Source organism: Epilithonimonas sp. (assembly GCF_056329745.1).
In genome coordinates, this window is record NZ_JBWEYV010000023.1 from 1 (window position 1) to 24,882 (window position 24,882).

A 24,882-nucleotide genomic window follows, 5' to 3' on the forward strand; every position below is an offset into this window, starting at 1 on the left:
TCTCCATCGGAATCTAAGTCCAGATGGTTGGGTATGCCGTCGCCGTCTGTGTCCAAAAATATCGGTAAATCTGAGCAAAGGTTTTCAAATGCAATCCGCTGATCATTGTGAGCCGATCCTGTTGAGGCAGTGTAACCATAATAAGCAGTCGTTCCTCCTAAATAGTCACTAATAGGCTTTGAACTAGGAAAGGTATAAGTTCCGGCATTGGCTCCATCCACGGTATAACTGAGTGTACTGCTTGCTTTGTCCCATGTAATAACTACAGCGTGCCATGCGCCATCTTCTACATTACCCCCTGTCCCAATAGCAATAGGAGCACTAAGAATTGCTCTGTCACTTGTAACCCAAATTGATCCATGATCTTGGGCAATATCGGTTATACCATCGCTCGTGTTATCATATGTATCTATCTCCAGAGCAATACCATTTTTGATACCAAACGCACCAAGACCAGCTCCATCGGCACCAATTGCGCTTTGCTCTTGTGGATCATTATGAAAAACCGCTGTAAAACCATCTGCACCATCAAAATCTTTGGTGCCTGCATAGAACCTGTATCTTAAGGTGAAATTTTTCTCAAAGTCTACTTTTCCGTTAGACCAAATCTGCCCCGCCTTATTCTTGGCATCTGGAGTCAATTGCACTTCTTGGCTAAATGTTGAAATTTTAGTAGCAGGTATGTTACTGCTACCATTTAGTTTAAATACTTCACTCAGATCCTTAATGCCGGCTGTGCCTTTTTCAACGCAGTCCAGAATGCCGTCATTATCACTATCCAAATCCTGAGCGTTGATATATGATAGACTAGAGAATAGAAGTATTAATGTATATAATAAAAAAGATTTATGTTTCATTATTTTAGTAATTTATATTGAAAATTAAGTAATGTATTGACTAACAATAATTACCAGGTGCTCTAATATAAATTTTGTTCTGAGGCTTTTTAGCCGAATATCTGATCTGAAATGTGAAGATTGGCTCTTTGCAGATCAAAGACTTAGTCCAATTCCCTACTTGTGCGTTTAAGAAGCCAAAAAAAATAGTATGATCCTCACGGTTGTATTTACCACATTCCGAAAGGCTTTTTGCGAAAAATGAAGTTGATGAGTTGCCGTTTACTATTTTTAATTGTGAGGATTCCAGATTAGACTTTTTTGCACTAGTAGAAATCTCCCTTTTTTTTAAGACTGTTTTTTTAGAATTGTTCGTAGATTTCTTTTTCTCAGGCAATTTTTCAGTATCGATTTGTTGGACAATCTTAGTGTTACTCAGGTGTTCTATGCCCGAAACAATAGCATCGCCAGCAATATAAAAGGTAGCTTCAGTTTTATCTTTTGACTTCTCAGGTTGAGATTTATCGTCAGAATTAGCAAAAATTAAAACAGGAAATAGTATCAGAATAAAAAAAGAGGATACTCGTACTTTTAACAGCTGTATGTATCCTCCTTTAATCATTTGTGTTTTTATTTAGTGGCAAAAATAGGTTTTATTGTTATTCAACACAATAAAAACGTGTTGTAATTTCATGAAAATCATACATTTTATGATGGATTAATTATAAAAAGTCTTAATTTACTTTAGTTTGAATATTATTCTAATAATTTCTTAAAAAAAATTTTTAAACTTTTAGTATGACTTTCAAATCCACTTTAAATGACAGTAGATATAATTGATATCTAATGTAGCTATGTATAATTTCCAAAATAATTTTGAACCAATTGAAAATCGATATCTGTTGTCATTTCTCAATCGTAAACTGTCATCAAATTACTTAGTATTTAGTGATTTTAATCAAAATAAATGAGTCACTAGGCTTCTCGAAAATGTAAGTGAGTAGTTGTCATTTTTCTTCCAAAACAACCAAATACATATTTCTCATTTTCAAATTCTTATTTCAATTAGAAATGATTATATTTGCCGACTAAATTTATATATATCGTAAGAAAATGCAAGGAAAAGGACTCGTTACACTGGTTGCCATCGTTCTTGGTCTGATTTGCCTTAATGAGCTTCTGCCTTCTTTCTATGCTAATAAGATAGAAAACGAAGCAAAAGCTATTGCAGGTGATAATCAGGTAAAATATCAGGCAGAGCTTGCCAAACTTTCTAAGGATACGCTTAATCTGGGCTTTACAAAGCTGGATTACGCCTCTGCAAAACAGAAAGAGATGAAGCTCGGTTTGGACCTTAAAGGTGGTATCAATGTACTATTAGAAATCAACCAGAGAGATTTGGTAAATGATCTTAGTAGCTATTCTACAAACCCAGTTTTGATAGAAGCGCTTAACCGGACAGATCAAGCTCAGAAAAATTCTAGTAAACAATACATAGAAGATTTCTTTACCCAGTTTGAAGCGGTTAACAAAGAAAAAGGTACTAACCTGAAGCTTGCAGATCCAGAGATTTTTGGTAATACCAATCTTTCTGAGATCAAATTCAATACACCGGATGATCAAGTAAAAAATATCGTCAGAAAAAAAATCGACGCTTCTGTAGGAACAGCTTATGAGGTGTTGAGAACCCGTATCGATAAAATGGGGGTCACTCAGCCGAATGTTCAAAGAGTTCCCGGAACAGGAAGGATTCTCGTAGAGATGCCGGGTACCAAGGATATCGACAGAGTTAAAAAGATGCTTGCCACGTCCGCAAAACTTCAGTTTTGGGAAGTACAGTTGGGACAAGAGGTTTTGCCTTATTTCTCCGAACTTAACCAATTGGTTAGAGCCAAAGGAGACTCTATGGGCGTTTCCAAATCAACCAATTTTGTTAACCTAATCCAACTCAACTCAACGCCGGGAAATGCGGTGGCCAATGTTAAACTGTCTGACACTGCGGTTGTGAATAAAGTTCTTAATAGTGCCGTGGCTGTAAAAGCTAGACCTATTAATTTGAAGTATACACAATTTATGTGGGGCTACAAGCCGGAAAGTAATACTTCTAATAGTTTGGTTTTGTATGCTATCCGTGGTAATATCAATCAGAAATCGCCTGTAGATGGAGCGGTAGAATCTGCTAATATCAGTTATGACCAATTAGGCCGTATTGTGGTGGATATGCAAATGGATTCCAACGGTGCCCGTGATTGGAAAGTAATGACTGAAAAAAACAAAGGAAAACCTGTTGCCGTAACTTTGGACAACCGAGTATATACCGCTCCGAATGTAGTAAGCGCAATCCCGGACGGAAGGACGCAGATTTCTGGAAACTTTTCGCAGGAAGAAGCCAAAGATTTGGTAGACGTTTTGGGTGCAGGTAAATTACCTGCCGGAGCTAAAATTGTTCAGGCAGACGTTGTTGGGCCATCTTTGGGGGCAGAGTCTATCCATGATGGTGTTATGTCATTCCTAATTGCTTTTGCGGTTATCATTGTTTACATCATTTTCTATTATGGTGGTGCAGGGGTTTATGCTGTTATCGCAATGGTTATCAACCTCTTCTACATCTTTGGTATTATGGATTCCATCGATGCTACCCTTACACTTCCTGGTATTGCAGGTATTGTACTTTCTATGGCGATGGCAGTGGATGCCAATGTGATTATCTATGAAAGAACCAAAGAAGAACTTTTCCGTGGAAAGGGGATTTTGGAAGCTTATAAAGATGGTTTCAAACACGCTATATCGGCAATTATCGATGGTCACTTAACTACTTTGATTACAGCGGTTATCCTCTACGTTTTCGGTACAGGGCCAATCAAAGGTTTTGCGGTAACATTGATCATTGGTCTTATCATGACATTGTTCACATCCGTATTGTTATCCAGGGTAATGATCTTCAGCAGGCTAGAAAAAGGGAAATCACTTTCCGTTTGGACAGCGCCAACCAAGAATTTATTCAGAAACACATGGATTGATTTCATTGGGAAAAGAAGATACGCTTATATTTTCTCAGCCATTTTGATGGTGATTTCTATTGGGTCTATTGCGATTAATGGCTTCAAATATGGTATCGATTTTACTGGTGGACGTAACTATGTTGTAAGATTCGAAAAACCTGTAGATGCTACAAAAATTGAAGAGAATATTGCCAAATTGATGAAAACCAACGATGGTAAAAATAACATGGTGGAAGCCAAAACATTTGGTAACACATCTCAGTTAAAAATTACCACCGATTACCTCATCGATGACGAGTCTCTAAAAGCAGACCAGACCGTGGAGCAAAAAATCTACGAAGGCCTTAAGCAGGATCTTCCGGCTAATATGACTTTGGCAGATTTCAAAGCAGCTGATAAAGGGCATGCAGGGATTGTTTCATCCACCAAAGTGGGACCTACCGTTGCAGACGACATTACTACGCATGGTATTTTGGCTGTTGCTGCTTCATTGATTGGTATCTTTATCTACATCTTGGTAAGGTTTGACAAATGGCAGTTCTCACTGGGTGCGGTTGCCGGTCTCTTCCACGATACAGTGGTGATCTTAGGCGTTTACTCGCTGTTTTATAAGATTATGCCGTTTAATATGGAGATCAATCAGGATTTTATCGCGGCTATACTTACCGTAATTGGTTACTCAATCAACGATACTGTAATTATCTTCGACAGGATTAGAGAATACCTTCGCGAGAAAAAAGCCTTAACATTGGCAGGATTGTTTGATGACTCCATCTCAAGCACGATTGGTAGAACGTTTAACACCTCTTTCACAACCATTTTGGTAATCCTTGCGATTTTCATCTTCGGTGGTGATAACCTGAGAGGCTTCATGTTCTGTCTGTTGATTGGTATTGGTTTTGGTACCTATTCATCCATCTTCATTGCATCGGCGACGGCTTACGACTTCCTGAGAGGTAAAAAGCACGAAGAAAACCCGCACGGGAAATCTTCTACCGATAATCTGGAAGTAGCGAAATAAAATTAGCTAAAACTTAAATATAAAAACAGCTCTCAATAATTTGGGAGCTGTTTTTTTTAGGATATTTGTGGTAGTCTCATCTGTGTTTGCTGCCGCCATGTCACGATAGGCCAATAGAAAATGTCCTATTTGCTCTTGTTGCGCTGCATCTGTACTTCATTGCATATTTGTCTAAAGATTCCGGGTCAGGTGAAATTATTAAGATTTCAAAAAATGATTATCTTCGCAAGCCGGGAAGCATTTTGTTTTATCATTTTTTAGACGTTGAAACTTAAAATATTTATAAATTTAACCGGTTGCGGATCTACGTGGAAATCTGATGATTACTGGATAATAAACTCTGATAGCGATAAACGATATGAAGAAGTTGTTCTTATTCCTTTCTCTTTTTATTGGTATGGTAGCCTGGTCTCAGAAAGCCGATAATAATTTTCATGGATATTTTGAGTCCACATCAGATTGGTAGTCTTAAAGCGATGATAGGACAATTAGCTGTGGACAATTCAGAAGAATAAGCATGGTTGGAAGCACAAGTCATTCAATATTAATAATAGGAAATTTTTAAAAATAAATCAAGTAATCACTACCTGTGAAAAAGACACAAAAATCTGCCGCTATTGGCTTTATCTTCATCACGCTACTGATAGATATTACGGGCTGGGGAATCATCATTCCGGTGGTTCCAAAACTAATTGAGGAGCTTATCCATGCCGATGTGAGCGAGGCGGCCAAATACGGTGGCTGGCTGAGCTTTGCTTATGCCTTTATCCAGTTTGTATTTTCCCCATTAGTCGGAAATTTGAGTGATAAATATGGTAGGCGACCAATTATTCTGTTATCACTTTTTGGGTTTTCTATTGATTATATTTTCCTGGCTTTATCTCCTACAATATGGTGGCTATTTGTCGGGCGTATCATCGCAGGAATTACGGGAGCCAGTGTTACCACAGCAAGTGCCTATATTGCGGATATATCAACCGACGAAGACCGTGCTAAGAACTTTGGGCTCATTGGCGCCGCTTTTGGTCTGGGCTTTATCATTGGTCCCGTACTGGGTGGTATTTTAGGTCATTACGGTTCCCGGGTACCGTTTTACGCGGCTGCGGTTTTGTGCATGGTTAATTTTATTTACGGCTATTTTGTATTACCCGAAAGCCTTGATAAAGAAAACCGAAGAGCATTTGACTGGAGACGCGCCAATCCGATTGGTTCGTTAAAATTGTTACGGAAACATCCTGAAATATCAGGACTGGTCATCTCATTAATATTGATTTATATTGCATCGCATGCTGTACAAAGCAACTGGAGTTTTTATACCATGTTCCGTTTTAACTGGGACGAGAGAATGGTGGGTATCTCTCTGGGTCTTGTAGGGCTTCTTGTAGGGCTGGTGCAGGGCTTGTTAATTAGATGGATTAATCCGCTGATAGGTGACCGAAAGAGCATTTATTATGGATTATTACTCTATGGGATTGGGATGCTGCTATTTGCGTTTGCTACAGAAGGTTGGATGATGTTTGTCTTTTTGATTCCGTATTGTTTGGGTGGTATATGTGGTCCGGCGTTGCAGTCGATTATTACCAAAAATATCCCGTCTAATGAGCAGGGTGAGTTGCAGGGCGCACTTACCAGCCTTATGAGTGCAACTTCTATTATAGGTCCGCCGCTGATGACCAATCTGTTTTATTATTTCACGCACAAGGCTGCACCTTTTCAATTTCCGGGAGCTCCTTTTTTTCTGGCATTTCTGCTGTTTATAGCGAGTATTTATTTTGTTTATATCAATTTTAGCAAGAAGAAAAAGTCGTAACATTAATTGTTTATTCATGTTATTTTATCATCCTGGTGGTTTTTGAAAATTAATGCTGTCAAAAGTTATTTCAATTTTATGATAAAATTATGACAAAAGTCTGTCAATCACTTTTGTAAACTTTCTTAATTTTGCGGAATGGAATTGAGTTTAGGAGAAATGCTGATGATTGCCCTGGCAATTGTCGTCTTGTTTGGACCGGATAAGCTGCCCGAGATAGCCCGCGGCCTTGGCGAAGGCGTGCGCAAAATGCGTGGTGCAGTAGATGACATCAAGACCGAGATTATGAAGGAAGCAGATAATCCTGTCTCAGAAATTAAAAAAGAGATCGAAAAAGTCAAGCAGTCTGCTCAGGACTATAATCCTTTGGTTGATAAAAACAACCAGCCACTCGTTGCTGATAATACTCCAAAACCTGACCTGTCCAACGATGACGCACATGAGGGTCCTGTAAGCAGGTAAGATGAACGGGTTAATAGAAAAAGATCAGGAATTGCTTTTGTTTCTCAATGGTTTGGGAAATTCATCTTTTGATCCTTTCTGGCTCATGATTACCGGCAAATGGTTTTGGATTCCTTTTTACATCATTTTGCTTTATTTCCTCTATAAGCGTTTTCCGGTAAAGAAATTAATCTTCATCCTTATTTTTATAGCCATAGGCATCACAATTTCGGATCAGCTGGCCGGCATTTTCAAAGTAGGTGTCGCAAGGCTACGGCCTTGCCATAACGAGCTGCTGATGGCCAAGATGCGACTGGTAACATGTGGCGGCCCATATGGTTTCTACAGTTCCCATGCCTCCAACTGCTTTTTTCTTGCGGGATTTCTCTCAATGTTAATGGGCAGCAGATATAGATTTTTGCCTTACATTTTATTCTTTTGGGCTGCGCTGGTATCCTACAGCAGGATTTATCTTGGTGTACATTTCCCTTTGGATGTGGCTTTTGGTGCCACGGTAGGTTTTCTGCTAAGTGGTGTTTTCGTTAATCTTGTTAGAAAAATCAGATAATTATTAAGGTTTTGATTTTCAGTCGGTTTTAATCATTATGGTAAGGTTTTCCCTGTAAAATTGTGGCAGCTCTGTACATTTGTTCTACAAAAAACAAACGGATCATCTGGTGCGTGAATGTCATTTTGGATAGGGATATTTTCTCATTCGCCCTGTGATAGATCTCGTCAGAGAAACCATAGGCACCTCCAATCAGAAAGTGAATTTTTTTATAGGAATGACCCATCCAGAAATCTATTTTTTCAGAAAACTCGCGGCTGGTAAACTGTTTGCCTTTCTCATCCAGCAATATAACCAGATCATTACTATCAATATGGCCCAAAAATAATTTGGATTCCTCTTTTTTTAGCAAATCGGAGCTTAGGTTTTTTGCATTTTTAACATCCGGGATTTCCACCAGTTCAAAATTCCAGTGTTTGGGGATTCTGGGGAGATAGTAACGGATGAGCGAAACGATTTCTTTGTCATCAGTTTTCCCAATGCAGATCAAATTAATACGCATTTAGTATATTTGTTGGGCAAAGATAACTGAATGGCAAAAAAAATACAGCGTTTTTTTCTCAAAATCAAAAACTTTTTCGACGGAATATACATCCCTGTTTTAGGCATATCTCTGTGGAAGATGTTCAGTATTTATTCAGATGCTATCTTCAAAAATCCTTTGGGCAGGCAGGCAGCAAGCATTTCCTGGAATTTTTTCCTCAGCCTTTTCCCTATGATTCTCTTCCTCCTGTCGGTATTGCCTTACATGCCGCATTATGACAAACTGCAGTTTTATATTTTTGAAGTATTGATGCCGCGCGTATTCCCGTCTCACATGCAGAGTGATGTTACCAATTATATCCAGGCCAGCATTATTCCCAATATGAAATCTATCAGTAACCTTACCATCCTGCTGTCTTTTGTTTTTGCCACCAACGGTTGCTTTACGCTCATCAATGGTTTTAACAGGAATACCGAGCTGCAAAGAGGTTTTGTTAAGGAATATCTGCTTGCTATGCTGGTAACAATCAGCTTTTTGACTTTGGTGTTTCTTTCAATTTTCGGGATTTACTACAGCGAGGTTGTTCTCAAGCTTTTTACCCCTACTTATGACATCAGCTGGTTTACAAAAAACCTGACCAAGATTATCAGTTTTATATCGTTTCCATTATTTTATTTCATCCTTTTAACCTTGTTTTACTGGGTGGGTTGTCTCAAAATTACGAGGCTGAGAGAGGCGTATCCCGGTGCTGTTTTAACGACTATATTGTTTGTCCTGTTGACGTATTTTTTCGCCATTTATGTCAGTAATATTGCCCGGTATAATGTTTTATATGGCTCTATTGGTTCTATTATTTTGGTGATGGTTTGGGTTAATGTAAACGTATTCCTCGTACTGATGGGCAACGAACTTAACCTGGCTATCAAAAAAGTTAAGCTTGAGAAACTGGTGCGTGAAGAAATCAAGTCAGGCGGTATGGCGGATGCCTGATTTTCTAAACCTTAAAATAATATACCCTGTAACGCCGGAGATGACAGATGCCGCAAGAATGCTGATTTTAGAGATATTCTGACTTTCAAAATCTTTTGGGAAAGCCAACAAAGCGACAAAAATTGACATCGTAAAACCTATCCCTGCCAGAAACCCCACGCCAATCATGTCTTTGAAACTGCAATTAGCAGGCAATTTTGCCCATTTAATTTTTATGGCAAGCCAGGATAAAATATTAATACCGATGACTTTCCCTGCGAAAAGCCCCAAAATAATCCCCGCACTGAGTGGGCTTATAAAATGGTTGAAAATATCCTTCTCAAAAGTAATGTTTGTATTAACTAAGGCAAACAGCGGCATGATTAGGAAACTAACCGGCAGGTGCAGTTGTTTTTCAAGTTTTTCTGATGGCGAAATTTTGTTCGCAGGATTATTTAACGGGATTATAAAAGCCAGGATGACGCCGGCTATTGTGGCATGTATCCCAGAATGATGCATAAAGTACCAGAGCAATAATCCGGGGACAAGATAAAATAGAAGGTTTTTGATTCCTCTTTTATTTAAAATAATGAGAAAGATTGTAATTCCCCCGCAAATACCCATAGAAACCCAATCAATAGAATCTGTGTAGAATAATGCTATGACGATGATCGCTCCCAGGTCATCTACAATGGCCAGCGCACTTAGAAATATTTTTAGGCTGGTAGGGATATTTTTCCCAAGCATAGAGATAATCGCCAGAGAAAATGCGATATCAGTGGCCATGGGTATCGCCCATCCATCGGCATGTGATGTATTATGATTAAATACCAGGTAAATAACCGCAGGAAAAACCATTCCACCAAATGCGGCTACAATTGGCAATGCAGCCTGCCGGATGTCGGCAAGTTCGCCTCGCAGGAGTTCCCGTTTTATTTCCAGCCCAACATAGAGAAAAAATATTGCCATCAATCCGTCATTGATCCAGACAGAAATGGGATATTTTAGATGAAGAATCTCGGTTCCTATCTGATAATCCAATACATGTTGGAAACTGTTCGCGAAGGAACTGTTAGCAATGCAAAGTGAAATCAAAACCAGTATCAGAAGCAAGATTCCTGCACTTTTACTGTTATTGACAAACTGATTAAAATAGCGGTATATGATCATTACACCCGTTTCACTTTAGAAACGCCGTTGATGGCTTTCAGTTGTTTGAAGGTCTCTTCCAGCTGGCTGCGGTTACGGACTTCCAGATTGATGTTTCCGGTGAATATACCGTCATTGGAAGCGATACTCATACTCTTCATGTCCATGTTCATATTGTTGGAAATGACCGCGGTAATGTCGTTAATCATACCCATCCTGTCAAGGCCTTCAATCTCGATCTTAATTCGGTTTTTGAAACTTTCCGCATTCACCCATCGGGCTTGCAAAACGCGGTAGTCATAATTGGCTCTCAGGTTGATGGCGTTGGGGCAGTTTTCATTATGCACTTTGATACCATCGGAAATAGTAATAAACCCAAAAATCTTATCACCTGGGATTACCGTACAGCACTTGGCGAAGGTGTAATTGAGTTTTTCCTCATCTTTCCCAAAGACAATCATGTCCAGGTTAGAGTCTGTTTTTTCCACATATTCCTCTTTGCTTGAGGATTTTCGGAAACGCTGGAAGATGTTGCTTAGGATGCTTTTGCCGTCCACATAACGCTTGATGTCGCCAATGTCAAATGTCCCGTTTTGAAAACCGAGGAAAAGATCCTGAGAAGTTTTCAGGTTCAGGAATTTTTGCAGAGCATTCACTTCATCATCATTAAAGTTGAGTTTGGCGTGACGCATTTTTCTCTGTAAAATCTCCTTGCCTTCGGCAGTATTCTGATTTTTTTCAGAATTAAGGATATTCTTAATCTTTGATTTGGCTTTGGATGTCACAACAAAATCCAGCCAGTCTGCTTTAGGTTTTTGATTCTGAGAAGATAGGATATCGATCTGGTCACCGTTCTGAAGAACATAACTGATGGGTACCAGTTTTCCGTTGATCTTGGCGCCCAGGCATTTCATTCCCAGATCAGTATGTACAGAAAATGCGAAATCTAGTGCAGTAGCGCCTGTTGGTAATATTTTAATCTCACCTTTTGGGGTGAATACAAACACTTCTTTGGAGTAAAGATTTAGCTTTATATTATCCAGAAGCTCCGATGTAGAAAGGTTTTGCTGTTGTTCCAGCACATCGCGTATCTCAGAAACCCAGTTTTCAAAACGCTGGTCATCGCTGTTTTTGCGGTAACCTTCTTTGTATTTATAATGGGCCGCAACACCTTTTTCGGCAATGTCATCCATCCTTTCGGAACGGATTTGCACTTCTATCCATTTTTTATCAGGGCCCATCACAGTTAGGTGAAGGCTCTCGTAACCGGTAGATCTTGGCTGCGAAATCCAATCGCGCATTCTTGAAGGATTACTTTGGTAGAGGTCCGTTACTATGGAATAGATTTTCCAGGCTAGAAATTTTTCATTCCTAGGATCAGATTTGTAGATGATCCTGATGGCGTAGTTGTCATAGACTTCTTCAAAGCTGACATTCTGTTTTTGCATCTTCCTGTAGATGGAGCTGATGGCTTTTGCGCGGCCTTTGATGGTGAAGTTGAGGCCTTCTTCCTTCAACTGTTCCGAGACTTCTTTGGTAAATTCCTCTACATATTTTTCACGGCCTTCTTTTGCAATTTCAAGTTTGTCTACAATCTCGTTGTAAACATCCGGGTTATTGTATTTTAAAGAAAGATCTTCCAGTTCAGACTTGATATTGTATAGCCCAAGGCGGTGAGCGAGTGGTGCATAGATGTATGCGGTTTCGGCGGCAATTTTCTTTTGCTTGGCCGGGTGCATACTGCCCAAAGTCCGCATGTTATGGAGCCTGTCGGCGATCTTGATAAGGATAACACGGAAATCTTCAGACAAGGTCAGCAAAAGTTTCCTGTAGTTTTCGGACTGTACAGAAATGTTTTGCTGGTTCATGACGGAAATCTTTGTCAATCCGTTCACGATGTCGGCAATACTTTCTCCAAAGATTTTTTTGAGATCTTCGTATGTGTACTCAGAATCTTCTATCACATCGTGCAACAGGGCGCAGGCAATGCTTGTGGCACCCAGTCCAATCTCGTTGGCTACAATCTTGGCAACCTCTATCGGGTGGTAGATGTAAGGCTCACCGGTTTTGCGCCGCTGGTCTTTGTGGGCGTCCAGAGCAATATCAAAAGCTTTTCTGATCAGTTTGTTCTGTTCCTCATCCAGTGTCCGGTAGGTGTTGGTAATCAGGTTTTTGTACCGGGCAAGGATTTCCTTGTTTTCTTTCTCTAAATCGTAGGTCATCGTATCATGTTAGATCATAACGAATATAGTAAAATTTACAGTAATTATCAACAGGTTTAACCGAAAACAATTTTGTCCAAAATTCCGGATTTTTAAAGTCTAATAAATTTAATTTTTAATTTAATATTATATTTAATTGGGGATTGATTTAAAAATATTAATATAATTTTGGATTATACCCTATAAAAATGATACATTCGTTAACGAAAAAATATAATTGTTATGAGTAAGGGGGTGTTAAATCATTATAGGCCTCTCCGCGAAGTTTTTGATGAGATGATGATCAATCAGCAAGTCAGGAATCATTATCAGGAGTTCGTTAGTTTTTTTGACCAATTGGATATTTCTGATATGGAGGCTAAGACCGAAATTGCCAAAAAACTTTTTTTGACGCAGGGTGTCACCTTTACAGTTTACAATGACGGCGAGGGCATAGAGAAAATATTCCCGTTTGATATTGTTCCAAGGATTATTCCCGCATCGGAATGGGCTTTTATAGAGAAAGGGATCAAGCAGCGTTTGCGCGCACTCAATATATTTTTGAAAGATGTTTACCATCAGCAGTTTATTATCAAAGATGGCATTATTCCATCGTCACTCATATACACTTGCCCCAATTACCTCCGCGAAATGATCAATGTGGATGTCCCTTTTGATATCTATACGCACATCAGCGGTATAGATCTGATCCGCGATTTTGACGGCAGTTATTATGTGCTGGAAGATAATCTGAGGACGCCTTCCGGGGTTAGCTATATGCTGGAAAACCGCAAGATGAGTTACCGCCTTTTCCCCAATGTTATCCCCAATATCAAGCTGAAGCAAGTCAATACTTACCCAGATCTTTTGATCAAAAACCTGTTGTCCCTAGGCCGACAGATCAGTCCAAAGCCTAATGTAGTTTTGCTGACACCGGGGATTTTCAATTCTGCTTATTTTGAGCATACAACGCTGGCAAGGCTGATGGGGATAGAGCTGGTAGAAGGCAGGGATCTTGTCATCCAAAACCATCAGGTTTTTATGAAAACCACCAAAGGCCTCAAAAAAGTGGATGTTATCTACCGCCGTGTGGATGACGAGTTTCTGGATCCGCTGGTCTTCCGGCCAGACAGTATTTTGGGTGTTCCGGGATTGTACCATGCGTACAGGAAAGGCAACGTTATTCTTGTCAACGCCATGGGTAACGGTGTGGCAGATGATAAGGCAATCTATTCTTACGTTCCCGAAATGATCCGTTATTATTTGGGCGAGGAACCTATTCTGAAAAGTGTGCCTACTTACCGTATGGAAAATATGGATGAACGGAAATATACGATAGAAAACATGCACAAGATGGTTGTTAAAAAAACCAATGAGAGCGGTGGCTACGGTATGTTGATCGGGGACAAGGCGACGGATGAAGAGATTGCGGAGTTTACCAAACAAATCAACCTGAACCCAAGGAATTATATTGCCCAGCCTATCATCAGGCTTTCCACAGCGCCATGCTACATTAATGGAGCTTTGGAACCCCGGCGGGTAGATCTGCGTCCGTTTGCGCTTTACGGCCCCGATGGGATCGATATTGTTCCCGGCGGCCTTACCAGAGTGGCTTTGAAGGAAGGTTCCATCGTGGTCAATTCCTCACAGGGTGGCGGCAGCAAAGATACTTGGATTGTAGGCTAGTTTTTATGTGTCTTTAATGATTTAATTCTTATTTAATAATGTTAAGCAGAGTTGCAGAAAATATTTTTTGGATGAGCCGTTACATGGAGCGGTCCAGCTTTCAGTTAAGGGTTTTCCATACCAAATATATTGCGTATCAGGATGGCGCGTCCTCGGAGAGTTGGGAGAGTTTTTGTGATGAAAATCAAATTGTCATAGAAGATGGCGATTACAGTTTTGGTAACCTACTGTCCAAAGCTTTGTTCGATGTGCAGAATGAAAATTCTATTGCGAATAATATCTTCCGTGCCAGGGAAAATGCGAGGAGTGCGCAGGACCATATCAACAAAGATGTATGGCAATGCCTTAACGATTTTCACCACCTGATGAAGGATCACTTCCTGCACAATCAGGCCAGGTTTGGAGATCCTATCAGTGTTTTTGATACGCTGATCAACCAGTCCATGGTCTATTATGGCGTGGTAGATAATTCATTGGCCAGGGACGAGGGTTATTGTTTCCTGCAGTTGGGCAAGTATGTGGAGCGTATCCTGAATATGCTCGACCTTATCCGCAAGCAATGGGTTTTGTATGGCGAAGACCTTTTGGATAACGATTATTCCAGCTGGCGATACTTTTTGAGTTCGGTTACGGGTTACAGCTTTTATCTCAGGAATAATCTCGGAACCATGGAGAAGGAGCGAATCTTTTATCAGATGCTTTATGAGCCATTGTTCCCGAGTTCTATTTCTTATGGCCTGCACGAGATCGAAAAATTTGCCAAGCATCTGCAAACCTCGGAACCTGATGAAAATGATGACAATGTCAATTTCCTGATTGGGAAAAGCCTTGCCAATGTTCAGTTTACCCGCCATCCAAAATCGCATGTTGACAAAATGAATTTCCTAACAGCCATCCGGTCTGACCTTTATGAGATTACTGATGTCTTTAACCATAATTTTTTTGGTTTGGCTCTTTAACAATTACTATCAAAAATAACTTATGCCAATTTTCAACATTTTACATATTACCAAATACGATTATCCAACAGCTGTTACAGACAGCGCAAACCAAATTATATTATCTCCTCTCAGTAATGATTTTCAGGATGTGCGGGATCAGAAAATCACCATTTCGCCGAATGCGAATATTGACTTTTACCATGATTATTTTACCAATAAAATTGGTGTTTTCACTATTGTAGAACCGCATCATCATCTTATTATCAAATCCGAGATTGTTGTCGAAACTTTTCCGATCGCTTTGCCGGTAATAGATTATTCGGTAGAAGAGCAGTGGGAGATTATCCGCGAGCAGTGCAGGCAATATCCGTATATAGATTTCGTGCGCGGGGAGGAAATCAGGCAAAAAGAAGAAGTCCTTTCTGTCGTAAAATCTTTGGCTAAGCCGGAATTATCCGTAATGGAAGTCACAACGGCTTTGTCAACCTATATTTATGACCATTTCAAATACAAACAAGGCGTCACCGATTTTGAAACCGAAATTGATGAAATCTGGCAACTGAAAGCCGGCGTCTGTCAGGATTTTGCGCATCTTTTATTAGGGATGCTGCGCATGCTGGGCGTTCCCGCCAGGTATGTGAGTGGCTACATCAGCCCAAGCAACCATGACCTGCGAGGAGAAGGGGCAACGCATGCGTGGGTAGAAGTTTACATCCCGGGATTTGGCTGGCTAGGCAATGATCCTACCAATAATTGCTGGGTAAGCGACAGGCATATCAAGATTGCGATTGGGAGGGATTTTAAAGACTGTACACCTGTAAAAGGGACGTATAAAGGGACTTCCAGCCATATCCTAAGCGTGTCTGTGATTATTACCAATGCCAAGACCAAAGAGAAAACCGCCGAACCGAAATTTCCGCTCTACATCAGGGAGAATAAGCCGGAGGCCATCGATGTTAAAAGCAATTCTTACCAAAGGTTTCTGGAAATGCAGCAGCAACAGCAACAACAGCAGCAGTAGTTTTACTATATTTGGCTTTCTGTTTTTGCGATGCCAATTTTAAGAAAACTGTACAGGATTACAATACCTTTTTACGTTGTTTTTCTACTATACCTGATGTTTTTTGGATTTGGGCGAAGTGCTTATGGGATCAATATTGTAAGATTAATACCTTTGGTTTCCACCTTTAGGTTATCAAGGAAACCATTCTGTGGAAAACGATTTTCATCAATATCTTTGGGAATATTCTAATGTTTGTACCTTTTGGATTCTTGGGTATAGTTTTCCCAAAACTCAGAGATTTCAAAACGTTGATTTTGCATTTTGTCTTTGCTATTGTTGTGGTGGAGAGCCTGCAGTATTTTACCAGATTGGGTGTTTTTGATATCGACGATATTATTTTGAATACACTTGGGGTTTCGGTGGGGTTTTGGATTTACAGAATCTTTATCCTAAGTCATAGGTAACGTATTTAGCATTATCCATTCAACTCCCTTGCCCTATTTTCAGCAGCCAGAATTCCTTTTTTAAGGGTTGATTTCAGTTCATTATCATCGAAGGTTTTGAGAGCCGCTTCTGTTGTTCCGCCTTTGGATGCAACATCCTTGATCAGTTCTTCCAAAGATTTATCCGAGTTGTTGATGAGATGGTAAGCGCCCAGCATCGTTTGTTTAACGAAAAGTTGAGAAAGATTTTCTTCAATTCCCATTTCTGTTCCAGCCTTTATCATCGCATCTATGATGTAATAGAAATAAGCAGGGCCGCTGCCAGATAGTGCTGTAACGGCATCAAGCAGTTTCTCGTTTTCCAAATAAACCGAACGTCCTGTGGAGTTAAGCAACCGCTCGATGTTGATCAACTGATTGAAAAGGATCCCATCCGCAGCCGTGTAACCTGTGATTCCCATACCTAGAAGCGTTGGTGAATTGGGCATGGCTCTCACAACGGCTTTATGATTGAGGAGTTGCTGTATTTTTTCTATAGAAATCCCCGCCATGATGGATAAAACCAAAGATTTTTCCGGTATTGCAAATGCTATATTTTCTGCAACAAACGCAAAATCCTGTGGTTTCACGGCTATGATGATAAGGTCAGCTTCCAGGTCTTTAATCTCAGAAAATGCAGAAATGCAGGACGCCGGGAAAAGTGCCCTTATTTTTTCTTTCTTGGAGTCGCTTCTGGTGATGAGGTGGAGGTTTTCAGGTTTTATCAACTCATATTTCAAAAAGGATTTTGAGAATGATAAGCCCATATTTCCGGCACCTAAAACTGCTATTTTCATTGGTTTTTTTGTTTTAACAATTGCCATCGATTCCGCAAGAATCGCCTTCGTTAATGATTTTTATTTTTGAATGGTTTTCCGAAAATTCTTTCCAGCTTTTTTCTAAAACTTCTGAGAATAAATGGGTGGGCTGCGCACCGGAAATGGCATATTTTCTGTCGAAAACAAAAAACGGAACACTGTGGATGCCAAGCTCAGCAGCTTCTTTAAGATCATTATTGACCAGCTGGGCTAATTCGGTGGATTGGATCGCTTGCTGAATTTCTTCATGTGAAAATCCTATTTGTTCCCCAATATTTGCAAGAACTTCGCTGTAATCAATATCTTTTCCTTGGACAAAGTAGGCATCAAAAAGCAATTCTTCCATCTCGTTTGCCTTTCCTTTTTGTTTGGCAAGCTGTACCAGCATTTGACTTTTGAAAGAATTGGAAACTTTGACGGCATCAAAATTAAAATCAATGCCGGCACTTTTACCTATCTGGATCAGGTTATCGTGCATTTGCATAATTTGCTGCATTGGAAATCCCTTTATATTGGAAAGGTAATCGTAATTATTTTGACTGAGATCTGTTTTCATATCCGGATCCAGCTGGAAAGAATGCCAATGGACTTCGATCTCATCCTTATGAGCAAAATCGCGAAGTGCTTTTTCAAAATTTTTCTTTCCGACAAAACAAAACGGACAACGTGTGTCGCTCCAAATATCTACTTTCATGATGTTTTTGAATATAATTACCGTTAAAAACAAAGTAAATTTAGGCAGAATTTATTTAATGGAAAATTCTGTTTATTTCAGGAGGTTTTAGTCGCAACTAAGAATTGACTTTGATGTCTTTTGGGTTGATTTTAGATCATGTTCACCTCACGTTCCAGCGTAATCCCAAATTTGTCCTTCACAGAATCAATAATCATTGTTGAAAAATCAAAAATTTCCTGTCCTGTTGCTTTCCCTGTAGCATTGATGATGACCAGAGCCTGTAGCTTATGCGATGCAACATTGCCTATCTGTTTGCCTTTCCATCCTGTTTGTTCTATCAGCCATCCAGCAGGAACTTTTACAAAGTCACCGTTAGGGTAACCCGGAAGCTTGTCAAACTTTGTTTTGAGTGCCTGATATTGGGATAGCGGAATGCTTGGGTTTTTAAAAAAACTTCCGGCATTGCCCGTTACTTTGGGATCGGGCAGTTTGCTTTGCCTGATATTGATTACCGCTTGCGACACATCCTGAATAGTAATGTCTGTTGTATCAATCTTCTCAAATTCTTTACCTTTTAAATGTTCTAATTCAGATTTTATGGCGCCATATTCCACATCAATTTTGTGATGTTTCCGGGTAAGTTTGAAAGTGACCTCCAGAATCACATATTTACCTTTACCTTCCTGTTTAAAAATAGAATCCCTGTATCCAAACCTGCATTTTTCGAGATCGAAAGTTTCAATTTCCAAAGTTTCAAGATTCAGGACTTTACAGCTCTCAAAAACATCTTTGATTTCTGTGCCGTACGCGCCAATATTTTGCATCGGCGATGTGCCAACATTTCCAGGAATTAAGGAAAGGTTTTCAAGCCCACCATAATTTTTCCCTAGACAGTACATCACAAACGGGTGCCAGTTTTCCCCGGCTTTTGCCGTAACCAAAACTTCATTGTCATTGAGGTGTTTTTCTGTAATGCCTTTTAAATTAAGGACAATTGCAACACCTTCAAAATCTTTTGTAAGAAGGATGTTGCTGCCGCCACCCAAGAAAAGCAACGGTATTTTCTCGCCGTTACTACCTAAGTGTTGTACTTCTCTAAGGGTTTTTATGAGTTCCTTTTCAGATGATACTTCGGCAAAATAATGGACTGAAGCTTCTACACCAAATGTATTATAAGGTTTTAAAGAAATATGTTCCTGAATCATTTTTGGTAAGCCGGCAGAAGGCTGTTAAGATTGGACTTGAGTTTTTCCAGTTGTTTGTAATGTGCTGCATCGCCGGAAGCATTAATGATTTCGTATTCTTTATCCGCTGTGATAATCGTAAAAATCTCATCGTTCCCATCAAAAACGCCTCTTCTGGCACCGTTTTTTGTTTGTTCCAGCGTTGGGATATCAAGCCCTGATATAATCTTTTTCCATACTTTGGGATCTATTTTTTTCTTAAAATTAGGAAAGTTTGGGACTCTGCCACCAGCACCTTCCGCTGTAAGGGTGTCTTTGGTTGCTGTGACAGAAGTTGACCCGCCACGCCCATAGGTATTGATATAAGAAACCGACTTTATTTTACTAATCTGTGCTGTACTTTTACAGCTGAACACCAGTAAGGCGACAACCGAAAGGGCAAAAGCAAATTTGAATATTTTCATATGTACATATTTATTTTTTTAATGATCATATGCAATCGCCTTCTTCATCGATGTTTGCTTACAAAAATTGCTAAATGGCGATTTCATAAAAAATAAATCTTTTTTAGTTTGACAAAAAACTAAGGTGCATGACTTTAATCAAGCCCAAAGGTTTTGCGGTAAGTTTCTATGGCATCTTTCAGGAGTTCAGCACTTCTTCGGAGATCTTCCTGTTTCAGCACATACGCAATCCTTACCTGTTTTTTTCCTAATTCTGGGTTGCTGTAGAAACCACCCATTGGTGCTACCATCACCGTTTCTCCGTTGTGGGAATAGCTTTCCAGCAGCCATTGTGCAAATTTTTCGGTATCATCTACCGGCAATTCTACGCCACAGTAGAAGGCACCTTTTGGTTTAGGGCAGATTACGCCTGGGATCTCGTTAAGAAGTTCTACCAGCAGGTCTCTTCTTTTGGTGTATTCTTCCCGAACGTTGTTGATGTAATCTGTATCATTATTGTGCGCTGCTGTGGCAGCAATTTGCCCCAAAAGGACCGGGCTCAGCCTGGCTTGTGCAAATAATATAGCAGCGTCATGGATTTTTTTTGAACGGGTAATCATGCAACCAATCCTTGCACCACACATCGAGTAACGTTTAGATTCTGAATCTATTATAATAACGTTGTCTGCCACTTCGGGAAATTCCAGCATTGAGATTTGTTTTTCGCCATCATAAACGTATTCGCGGTACACTTCGTCCGAGATAATGGTGATGTCGTGCTTTTTGGAAATATCTGCCAATTGCTGAAGTTCTTCCCTGGAATAAAGATAACCAGTTGGGTTCCCAGGATTGCAGATGACAATAGCTCTCGTTTTATCCGTAATTTTTTTCTCGAATTCTTCTATGGAAGGCAGTGCAAACCCTGTGTCTATAGTAGAAGGTACTGCAACAATATTGATATTGAAAGTCCCGGCAAAACCATTATAGTTGGCATAGTAAGGTTCTGGGATGATGATTTCATCACCATCATCGCAAAGTGTAGAAATGGCAAAATTAAGGGCCTCTGACCCGCCATTGGTCACAATAAAATTATCCGGTGTAAGATCATTGAAACCTAGAGAATGGTAATAATTTGTAAGTGCGGTTCTGTACTCCAAATTCCCTTCGGACAGGGCATATTCCAACACTTTTAGGTCAATGTTTTTTACGGCGTCCAGCGCTGTTTGTGGTGTTTCTATATCGGGTTGTCCAATGTTGAGGTGATATACTTTGATGCCTTTTTGTTTGGCAAGTATGGCATAAGGGACTAATTTTCTAACGGGAGAGGCAGGCATGTGCTGTGCTCTTTGCGATATTTTTGGCATTTCTGTTGACTTTGATTCACAAAAATAGGGTTTAATTTTCCAACAAAAAAATTAGTATTTTTGATTTTTCAATACGATTTGTGATAGTCGTTTTAGTGCTGATTTTTTAGCTTTGTAAACTCATTTATTTATTTTTCAAAATCACCAAAATGATTGCTCATGCCGATTTTAAAGTATAAGAATCTTTGTTTTATATTTGTCGCCGTTTTTTTACTGAATTGCAAAGCCTATAATACATCTATTTTGGAAAATGGTGATCTTCTTTTTGTTCCGGCTGTGGAAACTGGTTTGTCCGGCGCCATCAACAATGTAACGCAAACCGAAAAAAAAACGTCTTACGATCATATAGGTATTGTAAAACGGGAATCTCAGCACATTTTTGTGTTGCATGCCGCTCCTATAGGCGGTTCGCAGAAACAGAAACTTAATCAGTTTCTTAGGCAGCAAACAAAAAATGGTCAAAAAATAGATGTTTATAGACTAAAGGAAGAATTTCGTAATGCTGTTCCAGCTTCTGTTACTGTAGCAGAATCGTTGGTGGGAAAACCTTACAATTTCAATTATATCTTGGATGACCATTCCTATTATTGTTCAGATTTTGTAGAACGGGCCTTCAGAAATCATCATATTTTTAAGCTCGAGCCAATGACTTTCGTAGATCCAAAGACTGGCAAAACCAACCTCTTTTGGCAGGACTTTTATCAGAAAAAAAATCTAAAAGTGCCTGAAGGTGAGCCTGGATGTAACCCTAATGGTTTGGCGTCGTCAGAAAAATTATATAAAGTAGGGGAGTTGTAAAATTTTTTTAATTTTATTTCATACTTATTTGGTAGGATATAAAATTTGTATATCTTTGCTTCAGCAATTTTAAAAATTAAATGATCAAATCATATTCTCATACAATGATGTGTAAAACAGACTGAAAGGTTTGGGGAAATTGCTGTGTGTAAAGCTTTACCCTTGGGTGAAGCTTTTTTTGATAAAAATACCAATGATGAAAAAAAATATTAATTATTACACCGATGAAAACCTGGTGCGCTTAAATGCCTTGTTTGTCATTGTGACGGTTGTGGTGGCTCTGGTGTATCAAGCTTCGTTTCTGTGGGTGTTTTTAGCTATAGATTTTGCAATGAGGGCACTGGCATTCACTTATGCACCATTGGTTTTATTATCAAAGTTTATCATAAAAGTTTTGAAAATCAAACCGAAACCCATTTTTGCCTCGCCAAAGAGATTTGCGGCAGCGTTGGGAGCTGTTTTTTCGGCTGTCATCTTTGTATTGTTCCTTTCCGGATTTTATCAGACTGCGGTTGGCTTAGGGATTTTACTGATCCTACTGGCAGGGCTAGAGTCCTTTTTTAAAATATGTGTGGGCTGTTATATTTATCAGTTTTTGATACTTCCCATTCAGCAAAAAAATAAATAATTTAATTCACCAAAAAATATATTACTATGATTTACAAACAAGAAACCAACGCCCAGTCTTTTGTCCCCAGACTTACAAAAGAAATTATACTAGAAATTGAATTGAATGGCAAGATAAGGTTTGATGTGTTGCTATACACCATTTATAACCATTACAATATCAGTTACAAAATTGTGAATGCGCACATTGAATATCTGAATGGTAACAATTTTGGCAATGTAAAACTATTGCTCACAATTTCTCAGGAAGAATTGCTTAAGATTGAATCCTATTTGGCCCAATATAAACTGCTTAGCAGTAGGATAGATGTATTGCAAAAAAAGGAAGCTTCATAAGAGCTTCCTTCTTTTTTATAATGATAACTGGGTGTTAAATCCTTTTGATGTCAGCACCAATGGCTCTTAGCCTTTCATCAATATTTTCGTAACCGCGGTCAATCTGCTCAATGTTTTGGATAACCGATTTGCCTTCTGCGGATAAAGCGGCAATTAGTAATGCGTTACCGGCACGGATATCCGGGGATACCAGAGTTGTACCTCGCAACGGCGTTTCTTGGTTCATTCCAATAACGGTTGCTCTGTGAGGATCGCATAAGATAATCTGTGCGCCCATGTCAATCAATTTATCCACGAAAAATAGTCTGCTCTCGAACATCTTCTGATGGATAAGGACAGATCCTTTTGCCTGAGTGGCCACTACCAAGATGATTGATAAAAGATCCGGAGTGAAGCCTGGCCATGGCGCATCTGAAACAGTGAGAATCGATCCGTCTATAAATTTCTGCACTTTGTAATGTTCCTGGGAAGGAATGTAAATATCATCGCCTCTCTGCTCCAGTTCTATCCCTAATTTTCTAAAAGTATTAGGAATCAGTCCCAGTTGGTTCCAATTGACATTTTTGATGGTAATTTCAGATTTTGTCATGGCAGCCAGCCCAATCCAAGAGCCAATCTCAACCATGTCCGGCAACATTGTGTGTGTAGTACCGTGAAGTTTTTCCACGCCTTCTATGGTTAAAAGGTTAGATCCTATTCCAGAAATATTAGCGCCCATCCTGTTCAGCATTTTGCAAAGTTGCTGCAGGTAAGGTTCGCAGGCGGCGTTATAAATCCGGGTTTTACCTTTGGCAAGAACAGCTGCCATTACAATATTGGCCGTTCCCGTTACCGAAGCTTCCTCCAGCAGGATAAATTTTCCGGTTAGTTCTTTTGCGCTGAGTGAGTAGTACGCTTCGTCTTCATCATAACTGAATTGGGCGCCCAGTTCCACAAAACCCTGGAAGTGCGTATCCAAACGTCTGCGGCCAATTTTATCACCACCGGGCGTTGGCAAATAAGCTTCGCCAAAACGGGCCAGCATTGGCCCAAGGATCATAACGGAACCTCTCAGTTTGGCACCGTCTTTTTTAAAATCCTTGGACTTAATATAATCGAAGTTGACTTCATCAGCCTTGAAGGTGTAATCGCCCTTGCCGTTTTTCGTCACTTTTACATTGAAGTCCTGCAAAATGTCAATCAGCTTGTTGACATCCATAATGTCTGGGATATTGTCAATTCTTACTTCATCTTCTGTAAGCAACACAGCACAAAGGATTTGCAAAGCTTCATTTTTTGCGCCCTGCGGGGTAATCTCACCACTTAATCGTTTTCCTCCTCTTATTTCGAAAGCTCCGCTCATTATCGTCTTTTATTTTTATGGTTTTGGAAGTTGTTTTTCCTTTTGTTGTTATTTTGATTAATATTCCGTTGGTGCTGGTTGTTATTATTCTTGTTACGGTTATTGGCATAATAGATTTTGCTCTTATCCAGGCTGTCTAGTCCGGTGAGGTCCAATCTGTTTTGGGAAAGTTCTTTCAGGTGTCGGAAAATGACATCGTCTGTAACATGCTCTTTGTTGTAGACGTTATAAGACTTCTTCATATTGTTGGCAATCACCTGAATCAGTGCGTCTTTTTCATCTCCGTCTTCCAGTTTTATAGCCAATTCTATCAGTTGAAGGATGCTTTTTCCGTAAAATTTGTAATCGTTATCATAACCTGGGTAGTCCATCCTTCTTGGTTTGGAGGCCAATTCTTCCTGGGTTACGATAGGATAAGGCGTGTCTACATCCAGATCATAATTCGCCAGGATAAAAAGATGGTCCCACAGTTTATGTTTATAATTTTCCTCATCGCGCAGATGGGTATTTCTTTGCCCCATAAACTCTACAATTGCAAGGGCCATTTCGTTGCGTTCTTCTTTGGTAGGCAGTGCTTTGCAGTATTCTACAAGCTGCTGTATATTGCGCCCGTATTCAGGCATCAGGAGTTGTGTCCTTTCGGTATTATATTCCATAATCATGCAAATATAAATATAAACTTACAATATTTTCAAGAAGAT

24 protein-coding genes are annotated in these 24,882 nt (G+C 39.6%); 12 read left to right on the plus strand and 12 right to left on the minus strand.

Going from position 1 to position 24,882, the window contains the following annotated elements:
- A partial coding sequence (locus tag AC00Y6_RS13920; protein WP_474491218.1) for an L-type lectin-domain containing protein occupies nucleotides 1-857 on the minus strand: 857 nt, incomplete at its 3' end.
- A 40-nt stretch (nucleotides 858-897) separates the two neighbouring features.
- The gene (locus AC00Y6_RS13925) at nucleotides 898-1,458 is read right to left on the minus strand and encodes a hypothetical protein (protein WP_474491219.1); all 561 of its coding nucleotides are present in this window, start codon (nucleotides 1,456-1,458) and stop codon (nucleotides 898-900) included.
- A 491-nt stretch (nucleotides 1,459-1,949) separates the two neighbouring features.
- Between AC00Y6_RS13925 and secD the strand changes: the two genes are divergently transcribed.
- The 4 genes from secD to AC00Y6_RS13945 all read left to right on the plus strand — a co-directional run bounded on the left by secD (nucleotide 1,950) and on the right by AC00Y6_RS13945 (nucleotide 7,678).
- Nucleotides 1,950-4,859, plus strand: coding sequence for a protein translocase subunit SecD (secD, locus tag AC00Y6_RS13930; protein ID WP_474491220.1), 2,910 nt, complete (start codon nucleotides 1,950-1,952; stop codon nucleotides 4,857-4,859).
- 589 nt (nucleotides 4,860-5,448) lie between these two features.
- Entirely contained in the window at nucleotides 5,449-6,669 is a 1,221-nt protein-coding gene (locus tag AC00Y6_RS13935; RefSeq protein WP_474491221.1) for a TCR/Tet family MFS transporter, read from the plus strand.
- 138 nt (nucleotides 6,670-6,807) lie between these two features.
- A complete protein-coding gene (locus AC00Y6_RS13940) occupies nucleotides 6,808-7,131 on the plus strand; it encodes a Sec-independent protein translocase subunit TatA/TatB (RefSeq protein ID WP_076782346.1) in 324 nt (107 codons plus the stop codon).
- 1 nt (nucleotide 7,132) lies between these two features.
- Nucleotides 7,133-7,678 carry a phosphatase PAP2 family protein gene (locus AC00Y6_RS13945; protein WP_474491222.1) on the plus strand — a complete coding sequence of 182 codons (546 nt, stop codon included), beginning with the start codon at nucleotides 7,133-7,135 and terminating at the stop codon, nucleotides 7,676-7,678.
- 28 nt (nucleotides 7,679-7,706) lie between these two features.
- Here the strand turns inward: AC00Y6_RS13945 and rlmH are convergent, their stop codons facing one another.
- Nucleotides 7,707-8,180, minus strand: a complete 474-nt coding sequence (gene rlmH / locus AC00Y6_RS13950; protein ID WP_474491223.1) for a 23S rRNA (pseudouridine(1915)-N(3))-methyltransferase RlmH — start codon at nucleotides 8,178-8,180, stop codon at nucleotides 7,707-7,709.
- Between the two features lie 30 nt (nucleotides 8,181-8,210).
- Between rlmH and AC00Y6_RS13955 the strand changes: the two genes are divergently transcribed.
- The gene (locus tag AC00Y6_RS13955) at nucleotides 8,211-9,152 is read left to right on the plus strand and encodes a YihY/virulence factor BrkB family protein (RefSeq protein ID WP_076782349.1); all 942 of its coding nucleotides are present in this window, start codon (nucleotides 8,211-8,213) and stop codon (nucleotides 9,150-9,152) included.
- Here AC00Y6_RS13955 and nhaA read toward each other — a convergent pair.
- A complete protein-coding gene (gene nhaA / locus AC00Y6_RS13960) occupies nucleotides 9,129-10,301 on the minus strand; it encodes a Na+/H+ antiporter NhaA (RefSeq protein ID WP_474491224.1) in 1,173 nt (390 codons plus the stop codon). The genes AC00Y6_RS13955 and nhaA overlap by 24 nt on opposite strands.
- Complete coding sequence (locus tag AC00Y6_RS13965; RefSeq protein WP_474491225.1) at nucleotides 10,301-12,502, minus strand: RelA/SpoT family protein; 2,202 nt, start codon at nucleotides 12,500-12,502, stop codon at nucleotides 10,301-10,303. Before AC00Y6_RS13965 ends, nhaA begins: the two co-directional genes overlap by 1 nt.
- Before the next feature lie 222 nt (nucleotides 12,503-12,724).
- Between AC00Y6_RS13965 and AC00Y6_RS13970 the strand changes: the two genes are divergently transcribed.
- From AC00Y6_RS13970 to AC00Y6_RS13985, 4 genes are all read left to right on the plus strand, one after another.
- Nucleotides 12,725-14,167 (plus strand): circularly permuted type 2 ATP-grasp protein, encoded by a 1,443-nt coding sequence (locus tag AC00Y6_RS13970; protein ID WP_474491226.1) that lies wholly within the window; start codon nucleotides 12,725-12,727, stop codon nucleotides 14,165-14,167.
- Between the two features lie 38 nt (nucleotides 14,168-14,205).
- On the plus strand, nucleotides 14,206-15,126 hold the full coding sequence (locus AC00Y6_RS13975; RefSeq protein ID WP_474491227.1) for an alpha-E domain-containing protein: 921 nt from the start codon (nucleotides 14,206-14,208) through the stop codon (nucleotides 15,124-15,126).
- A gap of 22 nt (nucleotides 15,127-15,148) precedes the next feature.
- Nucleotides 15,149-16,129 (plus strand): transglutaminase family protein, encoded by a 981-nt coding sequence (locus tag AC00Y6_RS13980; RefSeq protein WP_474491228.1) that lies wholly within the window; start codon nucleotides 15,149-15,151, stop codon nucleotides 16,127-16,129.
- A 230-nt stretch (nucleotides 16,130-16,359) separates the two neighbouring features.
- On the plus strand, nucleotides 16,360-16,575 hold the full coding sequence (locus tag AC00Y6_RS13985; RefSeq protein ID WP_474491229.1) for a VanZ family protein: 216 nt from the start codon (nucleotides 16,360-16,362) through the stop codon (nucleotides 16,573-16,575).
- An 11-nt stretch (nucleotides 16,576-16,586) separates the two neighbouring features.
- Here the strand turns inward: AC00Y6_RS13985 and proC are convergent, their stop codons facing one another.
- From proC to AC00Y6_RS14010, 5 genes are all read right to left on the minus strand, one after another.
- On the minus strand, nucleotides 16,587-17,390 hold the full coding sequence (gene proC, locus AC00Y6_RS13990; protein WP_474491230.1) for a pyrroline-5-carboxylate reductase: 804 nt from the start codon (nucleotides 17,388-17,390) through the stop codon (nucleotides 16,587-16,589).
- Nucleotides 17,391-17,403: 13 nt separating this feature from the next.
- Nucleotides 17,404-18,105: a DsbA family oxidoreductase gene (locus AC00Y6_RS13995; protein ID WP_474491231.1), complete on the minus strand. Its 702-nt coding sequence runs from the start codon at nucleotides 18,103-18,105 to the stop codon at nucleotides 17,404-17,406.
- 131 nt (nucleotides 18,106-18,236) lie between these two features.
- Complete coding sequence (murB, locus tag AC00Y6_RS14000; RefSeq protein WP_474491232.1) at nucleotides 18,237-19,292, minus strand: UDP-N-acetylmuramate dehydrogenase; 1,056 nt, start codon at nucleotides 19,290-19,292, stop codon at nucleotides 18,237-18,239.
- Complete coding sequence (locus AC00Y6_RS14005; RefSeq protein WP_474491233.1) at nucleotides 19,289-19,735, minus strand: hypothetical protein; 447 nt, start codon at nucleotides 19,733-19,735, stop codon at nucleotides 19,289-19,291. The genes murB and AC00Y6_RS14005 overlap by 4 nt, the downstream gene beginning before the upstream one ends.
- Nucleotides 19,736-19,869: 134 nt before the next feature.
- A complete protein-coding gene (locus tag AC00Y6_RS14010; RefSeq protein ID WP_474491234.1) occupies nucleotides 19,870-21,078 on the minus strand; it encodes a pyridoxal phosphate-dependent aminotransferase in 1,209 nt (402 codons plus the stop codon).
- Between the two features lie 159 nt (nucleotides 21,079-21,237).
- Between AC00Y6_RS14010 and AC00Y6_RS14015 the strand changes: the two genes are divergently transcribed.
- From AC00Y6_RS14015 to AC00Y6_RS14025, 3 genes are all read left to right on the plus strand, one after another.
- Nucleotides 21,238-21,876, plus strand: coding sequence for a YiiX/YebB-like N1pC/P60 family cysteine hydrolase (locus tag AC00Y6_RS14015; RefSeq protein ID WP_474491235.1), 639 nt, complete (start codon nucleotides 21,238-21,240; stop codon nucleotides 21,874-21,876).
- 196 nt (nucleotides 21,877-22,072) lie between these two features.
- On the plus strand, nucleotides 22,073-22,504 hold the full coding sequence (locus tag AC00Y6_RS14020) for a DUF4395 domain-containing protein (protein WP_474491236.1): 432 nt from the start codon (nucleotides 22,073-22,075) through the stop codon (nucleotides 22,502-22,504).
- Between the two features lie 26 nt (nucleotides 22,505-22,530).
- Nucleotides 22,531-22,839 (plus strand): NIL domain-containing protein, encoded by a 309-nt coding sequence (locus AC00Y6_RS14025; protein ID WP_474491237.1) that lies wholly within the window; start codon nucleotides 22,531-22,533, stop codon nucleotides 22,837-22,839.
- A 34-nt stretch (nucleotides 22,840-22,873) separates the two neighbouring features.
- Here the strand turns inward: AC00Y6_RS14025 and murA are convergent, their stop codons facing one another.
- Nucleotides 22,874-24,181 (minus strand): UDP-N-acetylglucosamine 1-carboxyvinyltransferase, encoded by a 1,308-nt coding sequence (murA, locus tag AC00Y6_RS14030; RefSeq protein WP_474491238.1) that lies wholly within the window; start codon nucleotides 24,179-24,181, stop codon nucleotides 22,874-22,876.
- On the minus strand, nucleotides 24,181-24,837 hold the full coding sequence (locus AC00Y6_RS14035) for a DUF4290 domain-containing protein (RefSeq protein ID WP_474491239.1): 657 nt from the start codon (nucleotides 24,835-24,837) through the stop codon (nucleotides 24,181-24,183). The genes murA and AC00Y6_RS14035 overlap by 1 nt, the downstream gene beginning before the upstream one ends.
- Nucleotides 24,838-24,882: the final 45 nt, after the last annotated feature.